Consider the following 15809-nt stretch of genomic DNA (forward strand, 5'->3'; position numbering starts at 1 on the left):
ATCCGTAGTAGGTTTCCATATCTATATTCCGCTTCATCCCACGGATATTTGTCTAAAAGCTATACTTTCTCTTTTCCACGTATACGTCATATACAAGTTGTTTCCTTCGGCAATAATGGCGGGATAGGAATATTCCCCGGCCTCGTTCTCCAACACAAACTCGCTTCCCCACGTCAAACCGTTGTCCTCGGAAGCGCGCAGCACGAGGGGCGACCTCGGTCCCCAATTGTCGCCGACCGGGTTAAACGCGAGTACCAGCGTACCGTTATCCAGCTTCACCACATCGATGCCGCTGTTGTTGTTCGGAAGCGATGTCGGGTATGCGCCGCACCAGGAACGGCCGCCATCGTCGGAATCACTTCTATAGATGAAGCCTTCCGTACTGCGCAGCAGCATATGAACCTTCCCGGGCTCCGATTCCCATAACGTAGGTTGAATGACGCCCCGGCCGATAAACGATTGCTTGGAAACCGGAATATCGCTGTCCGTCACTTCCTGAATGTTCCCGTAGTCCAGCTCTTCGATGCGAATGTCTCCGCTCTTGGTCCAGCTCTTCCCCTCGTCCTCGGACCGATCCGCGAACGACTGCCAAATGCCGTCTTCCGTCGAAGCGGGAGCAAGCCAAGTTCCGTCCTTCAGCACGATCAGCTTGTTGCGCACCGGCCCCCGGCCTCCGCGGTCTCCTGCAACCAATTCGACCGGCGCCGACCAGCTTCGGCCTTCATCCCGGGACGTCTTGACCATGGTGTACCATTCCTTCAGCAAACGACCGACCTTATAGAAGAGAACGAGTTCGCCGTCCGCTTTCCTGTGAAACACCGGATTCCAATGCGGTTCGTTCACCTCATCCGCGAGCTGGACCGGCTTCGTCCAAATTCCGCCTTCGCGCCGCGAACCCCAGATGGAGATATCGTCCGCCCCTTCCTCGCTTCCGGCGAACCAGGCGGCAAGAATGTCACCGTTCGGCAGCAGCGTCAGATGAGAGGCATGACAGCTTGCAAACGGCTTATTTGTGTCAAAAATAAGCTCTTTGACAACGGGTGTAAATTCCATGCTGATTTCCTCCTGTGAACAATCTATCCCTTAATCCCGGTATTGGCTATACCCTCAACAAAATACCGCTGAAGGGAAAGAAAAACGATGATGGACGGAATAATCGCCATACAAGCCCCTGCCAGCGAAGTCCCATACTGAAACTGCGCGGTCGAGTTGGCGCCGCCCATGAACTGTGCGATACCGACCGCTAGCGGCTTCAAGGAATTTTCGCGAATCGCTATCAACGGCCACAGGAAGTTGTTCCAGTTCGTAATGAACATGAGAATGGTGACGGTGGATACGGCAGGCTTCGCAAGCGGAAGCATGATTTTACCGAAAATCCCGAAATCCTGGCAGCCGTCAATCCGAGCCGCTTCCTCCAGCTCTTTAGGAATACTCTTGAAGAAGCTGGTAAGAATAAAGACACTCGTAACGTTGGCGCCCGCCACAAGAACAATGGCATAATAGCTGTTCAGAAGGCCTAACTTGGATACCAAGAGAAATAACGGAACGATGTACGCTTGAATCGGAATTAAAAGCATCGATACGACGAGCGTGAAGATCACTTTCTTGCCCGTAAAATGCAAGCGGCCGAACGCATAGGCGGCGAGTGTCGTCAAGGCGAGAACAAACAAAGTCGAAGCGACGGTCATCCCGACACTGTTCATCATCCAGCTAAGGTAGGGATAGTTTTTCAAAACCATCGTGTAGTTTTCCAGTGTAATGACTTCCGGCACCCATTTCGGCGGGTAGCTTACGATCTGGGCCTCCGGCTTGAGCGACGATAGGAATGACCAGAGCAAAGGGAACAAGAATATGATGCTAACGACAATCATGACAAGGTATACCGGTAACTTTTTCGCATTCATGCTAACATTCACTCCTAGTCATCCAGCTTCAGCAATTTGGATTGGATTTGAACCATCACGATCAAGATAGCCAAGATGGCAACACCGAGCGCCGATCCGTAACCCAAGTTGTAATTTTGGAAAGCGGTGCCGTACAAGTATTGAACAAGCGTCAGGGTCGCCGTGCCTGGTCCGCCGTTGGTCATGACGAAAATTTGGTCAAACACTTGAATCGTGTTAATGAGCGTTAGCGTGATGATCATTGAGGTGATCGGCTTCAATAACGGGAACGTGATTTTCAGAAACGTCTGGTACTTGTTCGCTCCGTCAATCTCCGACGCCTCATACAAGTCTTTGGAAATGTCCTGCAAACCGGCCAAATAAAGAATCATGTTATAGCCCAGGAAAGACCACACGGTCACGATCGCTACGGAGAACAGCGCGTATTTTTCATTCGTCAGCCATTCAACCGGGTTCAGCCCGACCAGCTTCAAATAATAGTTCAAAATCCCGAAGTTGTTGTCATACAGCCAGTTCCAGATAATCCCGACGACAGCCGGAATCAAGACGTACGGAATGATCGAAATGGTCCGTACCGCATTGCGAAACCGCAATTTTTGGTTAAGCAGGATCGCCAGCAGCAAGCTGAATACAACGAGCGGCGGCAGTGTCATAAGCAGAAAAACCAATGTGTTTTTTAACGATGTGTAAAAAATCGGATCGCGAAACAGCTTAATAAAGTTGTTCAAGCCTGCGAAGGATGCCGTGCCTACGATGTTCCACTTCATAAAGCCGACGAATAAGCCGGCCACACTCGGTCCGAAACGGAATACGAGAAAGACCAACAAGTAAGGCAAGAGAAACAGCGCCGCAACCTTTCCTTGTTTTTTCATAGATTCTACAACCCTTCCGCTAAAATAACATGTAGTTGATAAGTGAATCGGATACGGCCGAACGGACGATCGATCGAACGTTCATTCGGCCGTATCCTTGGTGGGATCGGGATTATTCCGCGAGCAAGGCGTCCATATCCTTCTGCAGCTTCTTCACGATTTCAAGCGGATCCTTGTTGTTCAACACAGCATCCTGCGCAGCCGTCAAGATCGGGCTTGGCGCCGTGCTGGAGAACAACTGAGCGGCTTTCGGATGCGCTGGCAAGAGAACCGCGTTGTTCAGGCTGTTCACAAATGCATCGCGGCCCGGCATTTTCTTGGCGACTTCCATACCTGCGTTGCTGGAAGGAAGCTGTCCGGATTTGGCCCAATCGCCCGAGTTTTTGTCCAGCCATTTCACGAATTCAACGGCAGCGGCTTTCTCTTCCGCGCTTGCCTTCGAGTTCACCGGGAAGGTCAGAACTTCTGCTGCGCCCCATGCGGCCTGCTTATCGAACACTTTCGGGTATGGCGCGCTGCCCCACTGGATGCCGGAAGCTTCCAGCTTCGGCATTTGCCACGGGCCGTCCACGATCATTGCCACTTTGCCGGACGTAAAGTCATCGACAGGAGATTTTTGGCCTTTAGGCACCACTTTGTATTTAAAGATCAGATCCTCCAGGAAGCCTAAAGCTTTAGCCGCTTTTTGCTCGTCGAGCACCAGCTTCTTCATATCTTCCTTGAACGGATTGTCTCCTTGTTGGTTGAGCAAAGCGTAGAACTGATAGAACGCGTGATGGTTCATGCTGAACCCTAAGCCGTACTGTGTAATGTTGTTCTCGTCAAAGCCCGCTTCGTTCGGATGCTTGCCGTTCTTGTCTACCGTCAGCTTCTGGGCGGCGGCGATAAGTTCTTCTCCCGTTGTCGGTGGAGCGCTTACACCGGCTTTAGCGAACAGATCTTTGTTATAGAAAACACCGTGCATATGCACATCAAGCGGCACCGCATATTGCGTTCCTTTATACAGCGTACCGCCCCAGGCAAATTCGGAGTAATCCGCTTTATTCATCTTGACCGCCTCAACGGTTTTCGCATCCAATACGCCCATCTCGGCAAATTGTCCGATTTCGAACGGATGCATAGCCAGAACCTCCGGCGGTTCTCCGCCCTTCATTTCGGTCAAAAATTTCGTAAACAACGGCGTCCACTGCATCGAGCTGAATTCAACATGAATTTTGCTCTGCTCGGCATTGAACTTTTCAACCAAGCCTTTCATCGTTTCCAGGTCGGGACCCGTCCAGCCGCCCCAATAATCGATCTTGACCGGTCCGCTCTGCGAAGCCGTTCCGCCGCTCGCGGCCGGCTGTCCGGCGCCAGGCTGGTCGCTATTGTTCGAACAACCTGCAAATACTGTAAATAACGCGGTTGATGCAAGAATCGCCGACACCCTTTTGAATTTCATTCGTGAAACCCTCCCGTAGTTGTTGGTTATATCTTAAAGCGTTCCAGCGTCGATCCTGCTATGTGACGTCCGAATCCGCATTTAAGCTGCTTGTTCTTCCTTGAAAATCGCCGCAGGACCGGCGAATAACCAGATGCGTCTCAAACACTTTACTGACGGATTGCTGATACCGATGCTGCATCATCCCGGCCAGCAAATGGAAGCAGGCGTCCGCCATTTGTTCAACGGGCAGATGAACCGTCGTCAGCGTCGGCACTGTGTATTGCGTAATTTCATCATCGTCATGACCCACGATTTCCACATCTTGCGGAACCGCTTTCCCCGCTTCGTTTAATGCCATCAACGCGCCGACCGCCATTTGGTCGCTCGCGGAGAATAACGCCGTAGGAAGAGCGCTCCCATGATCGAGCAGACGCTGCACGGCTTGATAACCGCCTCTTTCGGAAAAATCTTCAAACACCAGATGCTGCTCCTGAATTTCCATGCCCAGCTCGCGTCCTTTATTCAGAAACCCTTCCATACGCAGCCGGATCGCGCTGGAAGAAACGTCCGGTACAATCACTCCCACCTGACGATGGCCGCGGCTCGCAAACAACTCCGCCACTTTCTCGCCGGTCAAATAACTGTCGACATTGACATACGAGTATTTGTTGGAACTGCGTTGGTACAATACAATCGGCACCATCGGGGTTACTTCTTCCAAGTACGCTTCATCCTGCTCTGTCGGGTTCGCAATGATCGCCCCGTTAAATCGCGTGCCCGTTAGCAGACTGTGAACTTCATTCAGCTTGGTGCCAACGTAAGGCTGAATCAATATCTCGTATTCTTGCTCATCCGCTATGGCATTGATGGATTGTTGAAGCCCTTTCAAAAACCGGTTGATGAGCGCGGCTCGGGTATCGATCGACCAAAATAACGCAATGATCGGAAGAACGGTTTCTCCACCGCTTCGCAAGCGTCTGGCCGAGATGTTCGGTTGATAGTTTAACCGCCTGGCCGCCTCCATAATCTTCTCCTGCGTAGCGGCCGATATCCGATAATGATCGCCCTTGCCGTTCAGTACCATGGATGCCGTTCCTTGAGATACGTTTGCTAATTGAGCGATCTCCTTAATACTGGCCATGCTTCACCTCCTTGCAAGCAATGCGGTCTGACGCTTCTTGCTAATACGTTTTGCTAAATCGTATTGCTAATACGTTTTTATTATATTTTACAAACGTTTTCACGTCAATCCTTTTTGTAAAAACGTTTTAGCAAGAAAAAAAGCAGCTGATCGGAGCCCCTTTCGGCGGTTAAAAAAAGGACCGGGCGCTTCAACCGATTCCCATCGGTTGAGCGCCCGGCCCGTCTTCCTTCGCTTTCGCTTGATTCAATTGGCCCCGCACGACTGGCGAACGACGATATGCGCATCGAAGATTTTTGATGACGGCCCCGTCGTTTTGTGATGCATTAAATCCGTCAGCATACGGACGCACTCGCCGGCCATTTCTTCTACAGGCAAGTGTACGGTTGACAAGGACGGGATCGTAAACCGGGTCACTTCATCGTCGTCATAGCCGATCATTTCGATGTCCTGCGGGACGCGCTTTCCATAGGTGTGCAGCGCCGACAATGCACCGACCGCCATTTGATCGCTGATGACAAACAATGCGGACGGCAGCTGCCCGTCGGTCTCAACCATCCGCTGAATCGCCTCATACCCTCCGCGTTCCGAGAAATCGGAGAATAGGATATGCTCCGGCTCCACATGCAGACCGAGCTCTGCGGCTTTCGCCAAGAAGCCTTCCTTGCGAAGCCGTATCGCCTTGGACGAAACGTTCGGCACGAGCGCCCCTACTTTACGGTGTCCCCGCGCGGCAAACATGGCGGCAACGTCTTTCCCCGTTCCGTAGCTGTCAACGTACACCGAAGCATATTTTGCCGAACTTCTCTGATACAGCACGATAGGCACATTCAATTGAGCCTGCTCCAAAAATTCCTCGTCTTCTTCCGTAGGAATAGCGATAATTGCACCGTTAAACCTTGTGCCCGTAATCAAGCTTCGCATTTCTTTCAATTTGGTGCCGACATAAGGCTGAATGAGCAGCTCGTACTCACTTTCTATGGAAGCAAGCTCCTTCTGCAGCCCGTGCAAAAACCGGCTGATTAACACGGTTCGGGTATCCAGCGCCCAGAAGAGAGCGATGATCGGCAGTACCGTTTCGCCTCCGCTTCGAAGACGTCTGGCCGAAATATTGGGCCGATAGTTGAGCTGCCTGGCAACCTCATATATTTTTTGCTGCGTGAGGGCGGAAATGCGGTATTGATCTCCTTTGCCGTTTAGCACAATAGAGGCGGTTCCCTGGGAAACGTTAGCCAATTGGGCGATTTCTTTAATGCTTGCCATAAAAATTGCACCCCGATATATTGATAAAAATGGACGTCGCATCGTCATGCTTACAAGTATTGTATAAGGTTTCAAATCAACTGTGCGAATCCGTTAATTTATCTTACTTGGCAAATCCTGCTATGTCAACGGATGACAAGCCGGGGACACTTGGACACTTGCTTGCCTCGACCGGACTCGCTCCCGTTAGTTGTGCCCCTACTGGCTGGGCGCGAGGCGCGCGAACGAAGAAAAACCTGGCGGAAGATCACCGCCAGGTCCTTATGGGCTAATCCTCTGCGATTGAGCGCGGGAAGGAGACTGTATTTGACGAACTTTCGATCTGATCAGGTCATGCTTCTTGATACCTTGCAAAGGAATGCGTATAAAGTGCGGCATCCAGCAATCGGAACCTTCTTTTCCGATAGGATGTCCGTTTTTACAAAAAATATTAAAAACCGATGCATCAGGACCGCAGCATCCGCCCGCTGTCTTTCGGATTGTCGTCGTATCCAGACTTTCGATATGGACGATAAGTTCAGCATCCGTTATTTCATTCGCACCCTGGTAGGGAAGAAGATCGGCCCTAATGATTTCATGCCCATAAACATAGGAAAACCGCGGTACATAACTTTCTTTTTTCTTTTAAAGAAATTTCTCTCAAATCCCCCAGGTGCCTTAGCGTCCTTGTAACCTGCGTACCGCAAGCTTTACAAGCCAGAGAGCTTCTGTACCCATCAACCGTTCTCCAGCTTTGATCAAAGCTTATATGATCCTGCCTGTACAGGTCCATCAAATCTTGATATGACTTGTTCAGCCAAACCTTTTACTTTCATCATATAAGGAACTAATTCCCTTTGTTGATAATAAGGCGATTTCAATACAGGTATGCATGACCTCCATCATAGCTGCAAACTCGCTCACGCATACATGGAAACGATCAGGCGTCAATGCGTTAGCCGCATTTGCCGCTTGACTATAATGAAATTCCAAACATTTTCTTTTAAATTCCAATGTCTTTATCCGATTTTGCATCCTGTAATCCTTCTCCGTTTATACGATTATCGTCACCCTTCCAAATTCAGACGAGATCGCGGGCCTATTTGTTTCACTGCCTGCCCTTGCGCTCATCGGCGACTTGATCCGGGTTCGTCCCTTTTGTTTCCTTTCCGAAGAATAACACGGCAAGCGCTCCGATAATAATGGCAACGAAAAATATTATAAATATCGAACTAAGCGCAACGTTTTGTGCTATCAGTATGCCTACAAGGTAGGGACCCATTACACCGCCGATCCGTCCGAAGGCAGCCGCAAGCCCGACACCCGTGGAGCGGACTGCCGTCGGGTACAACTCCGGTGTGTAGGCATACATGGCTCCCCAGGCCCCAAGGTTAAAGAAGGAGAGGGAAGCCCCGGCCGCGATCAGCATCGCTTCCGTACCGGCGTTACCGAACCATACAGCGCTGGCAGCCGTAAGCAGCAGGTAGGTGACGAGCACGAACTTTCGGCCGAGCTTTTCAATCAAGTAAGCGGCGGTAAAATATCCGGGCAGCTGTGCAAGCGTCATGATGAAGACGTACTGAAAGCTTTTCACGAGACTAAAGCCCTTCATCACCATAACGGACGGAAGCCACAGAAACATGCCGTAATAGGAGAATACGACCATCAACCACAAGATCCAGAGCGTGATCGTGGATCTGCGGTGCGACGATGACCATACGGAAGCCAGCCGCTCCCCAAACGACAGCTTTCGGTCTTGCTGCGCGGTATAACGAGGCGAATCCTGTATCGCCCGTCTTAGGTACAAAGCGTATAATGCCGGTAAAGCGCCGATGATAAAGGCAGTCTTCCAGCCATAATGAGGAATGATGAAATAGGCGATCAGTGCGGAGACGATCCATCCGCCGGCCCAGAAGCTCTCGAGCAGCACAACGGCACGCCCCCTCTCATGGGCAGGCACCGACTCGGAGACAAGCGTTGAAGCGACCGGAAGCTCCCCGCCTAATCCGAAGCCTGCGATGAAGCGAAGCGCGCACAATACGGCAAAGCTGGTCGCCAGGGCGGACAGCCCGCTTGCGGCAGAGAAAATGAGAAGCGTCCAGAGCAACACGGCCCGGCGTCCGTACCGATCCGCAAACGAGCCCGCCACTGCCGCTCCGACGGCCATTCCGATTGAATTAACCGCTGTCAGAAATCCAACCTGCTGCGCGTTTAAATGCCAATCGACAGCTAGCGCAGCAACGATAAATGAGATCATCCCGACTTCCATCGCATCGAATAACCAGCTAAGTCCAGCGCTGAACAGCAGCTTCCGTTGTTTCGGTTCACGCAGCAAACCCGCTTTATTCATGTTCAGGCCCCTTTTCCCCGTCTTTTAGTGCATTTAGTATCTCATTTTTGACAAGAATACGCATCCCTAAACGGAAATACCCGCATGGAATGTTTTAGATCAGCTCCATGAGCGGAATGTCCTTGACATCCTTGTTTATAGGTACCGGTTGTCCATGTTGACGAACCAGCGTGAAGTATTCGTAAGGTCCGATGACCGATAAGTCGCCCTCCATGACGCCGGGGTAAGCGCGATTAACCGAGTAAACCTGGCTTTGGTGGGCTTGCAGCGCCTGTCCCTTGATCGCGCGGAATTCACGAATATCGACCTTGCCGGTAATCGGAAATAACCGGTCCGGGCCTTTGTCCGCGCAGTGCTTATAGTAATGAGGAATCGACGAATAATAGAACGCCGGGAGCCGGTTCCGTGCAAGCAGCTCCTCCGCCAGCAGCATCGCCTGCTCCGCAGCTTCCGAGATCGCGATATGGTCGGGATGTCCCGTAACCCCGTCCGGCGGAAAAGTAACGACAACGTCAGGCTGCTGATCGACAATCGTGTCTTTCAATTTCCCGATCAGTTCCGTGCGGTCCTGGTCCTTCAAATATCCGTCCGGATACCGGTAAAGAATCAAGCTCGAGACGCCAAGAATATGACAGGCCTGCCTCAGCTCCCCTTCCCGATGGGCAACCAATTGCTCACGCGTTTGGAAGGAAAACGGGCCGCATCTGCCTTTACAACCCGATGTGGCGCATACCAGAACGAGCTCATGACCCATGCTGGAGCATTTGGCCATCGTCCCCCCGCAGGCAAACGATTCATCGTCGGGATGCGCAAAAATAAAGAGCAGTTTCTTTTTGTTTTCCATGCCATTCACCTCCATAAGATTGGAGCTACGATTCGTGCAGCCCTATTTGGCGTATATGAGCCAGTCCCATGGAAATAACGCCGTAAACCGGTTCTTTCTTGGCCGAATCCCACTGAGCCGAAGGAAAATCGGAACGGATCCGCCCGCAAATCAGCCCTCGCAAGTACGGCGCGTTTTGCAGTACGCCTCCCTGCAAAATAACGGAAAATTTCTCGTTCTCCATACTCAAATTGCGGATGACGGCAGACGCTCCCTGGTACAGTTCATCAGCCGCCTCTTCAACTAACAAGCGGCTGGCCTCATCCCCGTCGTTCAAGGCTTGGCTGACGACTTCCCACAGCTGGGCTACCCGTTCAACCGAATATTCCGGAGAGAAGGTCCAATTGTACAGCTCTTCGGCATTATTCAAGCCGAGATGGGAGAGGAGCCGTTCCGTTAACCGGGTCGGTCGCCCCCGGCCGTCTTCGGCTTTCATAACCGCCGTGATGGCTTTTTTGCCGATCCAGTAGCCGCTGCCTTCGTCGCCTACGAGGTGTCCCCAGCCCCCCGCCCGGCAGTTCATCCCTTCCTTATTCACGCCGTACACGATCGATCCGGTGCCGGCGATAACGAGAACGCCGGGCGCCCCATCGGTTGCTCCCAGCAGAGCGGCGAAGCCGTCATTCTCAATGATTAACCGGTCAACCTGAATGTCCAGCCCGTGAAGAACTTCCACTACCAATGCCGTCAGCACAGTCCGATCCTGTTCCGTATCCAGCCCCGCCAAAGCAAATACCGCACAGCCGAGCTTGACGCCGCCGCTTCCGTCCCGCTCCGGCGCATAACCCGCGTCTGTCAAAGCCGCCTTCACGGCAAGGGAAACTTCCCGCGCGGCCGCGTCTTGGCCGACGCTTTGATAATTGCTGGAGCCGGCCCGACCTTCACCGAGCCAACCGCCCCGAACATCCGCAACGACCGCACGGCACTTCGTGCCTCCGCCATCGACGGCCAGCAGAGAGAATGTCCGCGCGCCCACTAAGACCGGCTCCAGTCTTGAATGACCGTGTCCAAATGTTGAAGCGCCTGACGGGATCTTTCTTCGGACGCATAATTCCACTCCAAATGGCTGATATGCCGCTCCCTCCGGTCTGCGATCATGCGCTCCATCTCAAGGGGACTCGGCCCGCCCGGCAGCGAACGGATCGTGACGAAATGAACGGGATCCAGGGCTTGCCTCAGCTGATCCTCATTCAAAGTAACGCTGCGGCCGATCACGTCTTGCGCAGCTTCATTCACCAGTTCAAGCGTAATGCCGTTAGCCGCCAAGCCCTGCGCAAGCGCCTTGTTTACGATGCCGCTTACGATATGGTGGGACTTGCGGAAGGACAGCCCGTCCGTTCGCACCAAGGTGTCGGCAAGCTCGGTTACGGTAGCGAAGCTGCCCTCGGTTCGTTTGCGCAGCACTTCTTTATTGACCTCCATGGTGCCAATTACGGAAGCCAACAGCCGATAGATGTTATCCAGAATCGCCAGCGCTTTCCAGGCATACGGCTGCAGGTCGTCCTCCGTATCGACAATATCGCCGAAAGGCGTATTATGAATCATCGTCAGTACCGTATTCGCGCTGCCCACGCAGGAGGACAGCAGGGATCGCATATGCTCGAGAGAAACCGGATTGCGCTTTTGCGGCATGATCGATGAAATTTGCACATATGGAGCGGATACTTGAAGCACGGCGAATTCCTGCGTGCACCAGAGCAGCAGATCCTGCACGACACGGCCCAGATTTATCGCAGCCAGCTGAGCCGCCGTGCAGATCTCGGCCACATAATCGGCTCCTCCGATCGCGTCATAAGAATTTTCGACCAAGCCGTCAAACCCGAGCAATTCACGCATTCTTTCCCGGGAAATAGCAAAACCGGATGTCGTCAAAGCCGCCGCGCCCATGGAACTGCGGTTGCAGTTTGCGTAGGCGCGAAACATCCTTTCTACGTCCCGGCTTAAGGAATCGACGACGGCCATGGTGTAATGAGCCATAGTAGTAGGCTGAGCCTGCTGCGTATGCGTGTAGCCGATCATGATCGTATGGACATGCTCCTCGGCGAAAGCGAGCAGGTTTTCCTTTAAGTACAAGGCGGAGGATACCGTAACCAGCAGCTTCTCCCGAAGCGTCATCCTGTAGATGGCGATGCCCATGTCGTTGCGGCTTCTGGCCAGATGCAAATTGCCGGCGATATCCCCGGCTTTGTCCAGCAGCTCATGTTCGACCTGGAAGAACAGGTCTTCAAATTGTCCCGTGTACGAGCATTGCCTGAGTTTATTCAGATCGATCCCGTGAAGAGCCTTGGCGATCGCCCCCGCTTCTTCGGGGGATACAAGCTTTTGCTCCGCAAGCATGATGAGATGGGCTTTGTTAATCGCCATCATCGGACCCAGCAGATGCCTCTTGGCTTCGTTAAAGGCGGGCTCCAATACGCATTCGGCATAGGTTTTCCCAGGAAACAGATGACCTTCCGACTGGATAATCTGATCTTTGCAGCTCATACGGCTATTCCTCCCGTTTATTTTCTACTCATTTCAGCCAGTTCCGGATCAGCATGTTCATCTGGCGCGAGGCTTCCTCCACAATGACTTTGCCGGCCTCCAGCGAAGTTTGCTTGATTCTGCCTGTATAGCCGTCCCAGCCTTGAGGTTTGCCTTCTACAAGCACATAAGGCAGCGGCGATAAAGGAGGACATGAATCTAACTCCACGTCGGAATCGGACACTTCGACCAAGCCGGGATGCATCGCTTTGACCGCGGACATTTCATAAGGACCTCCGTGCCCGCGTCCGGCCGTTCCGTGGAACAATCCCTTCCGCTCCATGAGCCCCGTCTCCACCATCTGCCACCAATTGACCAATAAAAAGCCGGCGTCAGGGTACTGGGCCGTCACGGCTTCCGCGACGGTTCTGGAAGGCCCCATGTTGGCATCATGAGCGTTAAGCAGCAAAATGCGGCGAATTCCCGAGGAACAGATGCCCTCGGTTAAGTCCGTCAAATACTCGATGAATACGGACGGTCGAATGGAAATCGTCCCGGGATAATCACGAGTTTTACCGGGGCAGGCCGTATAGGGTATGGGAGGATAGACCAACGGCTGCAGGTCCGGATCGATCCTCTCGGCAAAGCCTTGAGCCAGCAGGACATCCGTTCCCAGCGGGGAATGCGGCCCGTGATACTCAATCGACCCTAAAGGCACAACGGCAAATCGTGCCTGTGCCATAAGCTTCCCGGCATCTCTTCCGTGGATCGTCATTACATTCATGGATTCCTGTTGCCTCGCTTCACCTGAAATTTTCGAATGCCGGAGGACCCGGGAAGGTCCTCCGGTTCGCGCCTTTACTGATGCTGGGAGATCATGTTAACGAACAACCGGATCGAGCCTGGAACAAGACTCGGAATTTCGCGATACCAGACCAAAGAGCTGTACGTATAGATGCCCTTGCCGTATGGAGCCGTCAGGAACGTGCCGGTAAACTCCTTCTCTCCAGGATCGCCGTTGGAAATTAAAGCCGTGTACTCCTTACCCCATTCCGCCGGGTTATAAGCGGAACGATCCTGAATCCAGTTATTCCAGTCGGCATCCGTAATTTTGTTCGGATAGTTGAACATCGGATGATCCGGCGCCAGCAGGGTCACTCTGGAATTTTCGTCCGTAACGCGCCATTTAATCAACGGTTCTCCGATTTTAATCGGATACGGAGCCAAGCCCGGCGACCACTTGTCTTCCGGCTTATGGTACTGTACGACGAGATTTCCGCCGTTCTCCACGTAGCTTAAGAGCCGCTGATTGCTTGGAATCAATTCCGGCCGGAAAGCATAGGCGCGAATGCCCAGAACGATGGTGTCATAGGAAGACAAATCGCCGAACTGGATGTCCTTCTCCTCCAGCTTCGTTACGTCGACTCCGACCTGCTGCAGGTATTGGTCAATGTTGTCGAACCCGCTGGATACGTAGCCGACCTTCAAGCCTTTCGGCACTTCCAGATCGAAGGCCTCCACCTTCACCTCCGCAGGCTGCAGCATATAGGTTTTGCCGATATGAGCGTATTGAATCACCTGTGCGCCTCTCGAGGTTTGGCTGCTGCCGCTCGTAGCCACGGCTTGAATCGTGTAGCTGCCGTTCGCCACTTGCGCAGCAGGGACGACCGAGAAGCCTGCGGACTTCACTTCCCCTTTGGCCGCGAAGCTCAGTTCCTGCGCCGCATCCGTCTTCCAGCCTTCCGGCAGCTTCAGCGAAATGGATGCCTTGGCTGCGCCCGGGTTGTAGTTGCGCACGGTCACTTTCACAGGAATCGGCTCATCGGTCTTCAATGTATTCAAGATCGCCGCGCTTGGGCTGAGTGACATGGAGAACGGAGGAAGCACGGCGACCGCATTGGGCGGCACAACCTGAACCTTGTTCTTCACTCCATTCACTTCGTATTCGACATCGCTGGTAATAATCGGTTTGTCATAAGGCTTAAATTCCGCCGCGTCCTCCGGCACGTTTACTTCAAAAACCGTTGAAGCCGTCTGGTTATAAGCGAGAAGCCCGACAACGTTGCTGCCCGCCGCCTTGGCCGTCCATCCTTCCGGAACGTTCAGCTTCAGCGTAACGTTCTTCAGCAGCACCTTCCCGCCGTTATAGGCGGTTACCGTTATTTTCATCGTTTGGCCCGGCACGAGCTCACCGGTCTCCGGCTTCACCTTGGCCACCAAAGATGCAGCTTCCATGCTTGCTTTGTTCAACTGTTCTTCCTTCACGTGCAGACGGTAAGTCAGATCATATTTCGTCGCCTGATCCAAAGCGGATTTCGCTACATCCGTCAAAGCGTTCTGAACGCCGGCTTTCATGGCCTCCACTTTCCCGGCAACTTCGGAAAACGCGGGATAAGCGGCAATCACCTGATCGGCATCGGTTTGCAGCCTGCGCAAATCCTTGACAACTTGAGCATCCTTTCCTTTCGCTTCCAGCTCTTTGGCCAAATCTTCAAACGTAAAAGCGATCCCTTCGAAGAAGTCCTTTTCCTTCTCCTTACCGGGTACGGTGGATTGCAATAACGTATAATAGCTGTTGATCGGACCTTCATCCACATGGCGGCCCATGCCCTGGCTCTTATGCATGAAGCGGGATTCTTCCCCGAGCTGCGTGTAGGAGGCGCCGTAAATTTCATCGTAATCTCCCACGGGAACGGCTACGCTGTATGTCTTGTCGTTTGCCGGCACGTACAGTTTTTTAATTTGCCAAGGCTGCAGCCCGTTCTGCAAATGTTCAGGGAACACTTTCGGGTCTGCGGCATCTTGATAAGCTCTCACCGTGATCACATTAATAGCCCGGTGGTGCCCGTGGGTCGAATCTTCGTTCAGAAAGGCAGGCACGACCACGTCGGGACGCAGCTCGCGAATTTGCCTGATCAGCCGTTCGTAGACAACCGAATCTCCCCATTTCAGCAAAGTTTCATCCGGGCTTTTGGAGAAACCGAAATCATAGATCGGGTCGTTGATGGTTTCACTCAGCATACGGAGCGAGACATTCGTAATTTTGGAGGCTTCCTGCAATTCACGGGTCCGTATGATGCCGAGAGCGTTGCCCAGCTCGCTGCCGATTTCGTTCTGTCCGCCCTCGCCGCGATTCGCGATGATACTGTAAGTGTTCACCCCTTTGCCCAAAGAAAGGTAAGCCAGCGTCGCGCTGTGCTCATCGTCCGGGTGGGCGCCTGTGTTCATGGCGGAAGCGACGGTCGTTAACGGCTTGATCGACTTCCACAGATCCACGACTCCACGATCCGCATTCGCCGGCGCGGGTGCCATCGACAGAACTAGTGTGCCTGCCACGGCAAGACCGGTAACGGCGGATACATATTTCTTCGTAACGCGTGCACGTAGACTCATCCTGTTCCTCCTTATATCCCTTCCTAATTAAGCGGAAACGGCCGTTTCCCGCCCTATATCACAACGCGGCATTCGAACCCTAGGAATTCACCGCGAGATGATCGAACGAATGGTTGGCGAACAAGGGTGCCTCCGGGA

Annotated in this window: 13 protein-coding genes; all 13 read right to left on the minus strand. The window is 52.9% G+C overall.

Features of this window, described 5'->3' with window-relative positions:
* Nucleotides 1-33: 33 nt before the first annotated feature.
* The 13 genes from JMF85_RS21275 to JMF85_RS21335 all read right to left on the minus strand — a co-directional run bounded on the left by JMF85_RS21275 (nucleotide 34) and on the right by JMF85_RS21335 (nucleotide 15671).
* The gene (locus tag JMF85_RS21275; RefSeq protein WP_127606401.1) at nucleotides 34-1053 is read right to left on the minus strand and encodes a sialidase family protein; all 1020 of its coding nucleotides are present in this window, start codon (nucleotides 1051-1053) and stop codon (nucleotides 34-36) included.
* A 23-nt stretch (nucleotides 1054-1076) separates the two neighbouring features.
* A complete protein-coding gene (locus JMF85_RS21280; RefSeq protein ID WP_054799787.1) occupies nucleotides 1077-1904 on the minus strand; it encodes a carbohydrate ABC transporter permease in 828 nt (275 codons plus the stop codon).
* Between the two features lie 14 nt (nucleotides 1905-1918).
* Nucleotides 1919-2776: a carbohydrate ABC transporter permease gene (locus tag JMF85_RS21285; protein ID WP_127606403.1), complete on the minus strand. Its 858-nt coding sequence runs from the start codon at nucleotides 2774-2776 to the stop codon at nucleotides 1919-1921.
* A 112-nt stretch (nucleotides 2777-2888) separates the two neighbouring features.
* Nucleotides 2889-4217: an ABC transporter substrate-binding protein gene (locus tag JMF85_RS21290; RefSeq protein ID WP_201318859.1), complete on the minus strand. Its 1329-nt coding sequence runs from the start codon at nucleotides 4215-4217 to the stop codon at nucleotides 2889-2891.
* 58 nt (nucleotides 4218-4275) lie between these two features.
* Nucleotides 4276-5340 carry a LacI family DNA-binding transcriptional regulator gene (locus tag JMF85_RS21295; protein ID WP_201318860.1) on the minus strand — a complete coding sequence of 355 codons (1065 nt, stop codon included), beginning with the start codon at nucleotides 5338-5340 and terminating at the stop codon, nucleotides 4276-4278.
* 246 nt (nucleotides 5341-5586) lie between these two features.
* Nucleotides 5587-6603, minus strand: coding sequence for a LacI family DNA-binding transcriptional regulator (locus tag JMF85_RS21300; protein ID WP_127606409.1), 1017 nt, complete (start codon nucleotides 6601-6603; stop codon nucleotides 5587-5589).
* A 792-nt stretch (nucleotides 6604-7395) separates the two neighbouring features.
* Nucleotides 7396-7617, minus strand: coding sequence for a hypothetical protein (locus tag JMF85_RS21305; protein ID WP_201318861.1), 222 nt, complete (start codon nucleotides 7615-7617; stop codon nucleotides 7396-7398).
* A gap of 73 nt (nucleotides 7618-7690) precedes the next feature.
* On the minus strand, nucleotides 7691-8932 hold the full coding sequence (locus tag JMF85_RS21310; protein ID WP_127606413.1) for an MFS transporter: 1242 nt from the start codon (nucleotides 8930-8932) through the stop codon (nucleotides 7691-7693).
* A gap of 94 nt (nucleotides 8933-9026) precedes the next feature.
* A complete protein-coding gene (locus JMF85_RS21315) occupies nucleotides 9027-9776 on the minus strand; it encodes a PIG-L deacetylase family protein (RefSeq protein WP_127606415.1) in 750 nt (249 codons plus the stop codon).
* A 25-nt stretch (nucleotides 9777-9801) separates the two neighbouring features.
* The gene (locus JMF85_RS21320; protein ID WP_201318862.1) at nucleotides 9802-10791 is read right to left on the minus strand and encodes an N-acetylglucosamine kinase; all 990 of its coding nucleotides are present in this window, start codon (nucleotides 10789-10791) and stop codon (nucleotides 9802-9804) included.
* Nucleotides 10791-12299 (minus strand): argininosuccinate lyase, encoded by a 1509-nt coding sequence (argH, locus tag JMF85_RS21325; RefSeq protein ID WP_127606419.1) that lies wholly within the window; start codon nucleotides 12297-12299, stop codon nucleotides 10791-10793. Before argH ends, JMF85_RS21320 begins: the two co-directional genes overlap by 1 nt.
* Before the next feature lie 28 nt (nucleotides 12300-12327).
* Complete coding sequence (locus tag JMF85_RS21330; protein WP_127606421.1) at nucleotides 12328-13062, minus strand: creatininase family protein; 735 nt, start codon at nucleotides 13060-13062, stop codon at nucleotides 12328-12330.
* 74 nt (nucleotides 13063-13136) lie between these two features.
* The gene (locus JMF85_RS21335; protein ID WP_127606423.1) at nucleotides 13137-15671 is read right to left on the minus strand and encodes an NEW3 domain-containing protein; all 2535 of its coding nucleotides are present in this window, start codon (nucleotides 15669-15671) and stop codon (nucleotides 13137-13139) included.
* Nucleotides 15672-15809: the final 138 nt, after the last annotated feature.

The organism is Paenibacillus sp. EPM92 (assembly GCF_016586185.1).
GTDB lineage: Bacteria > Bacillota > Bacilli > Paenibacillales > NBRC-103111 > Paenibacillus_G > Paenibacillus_G validus.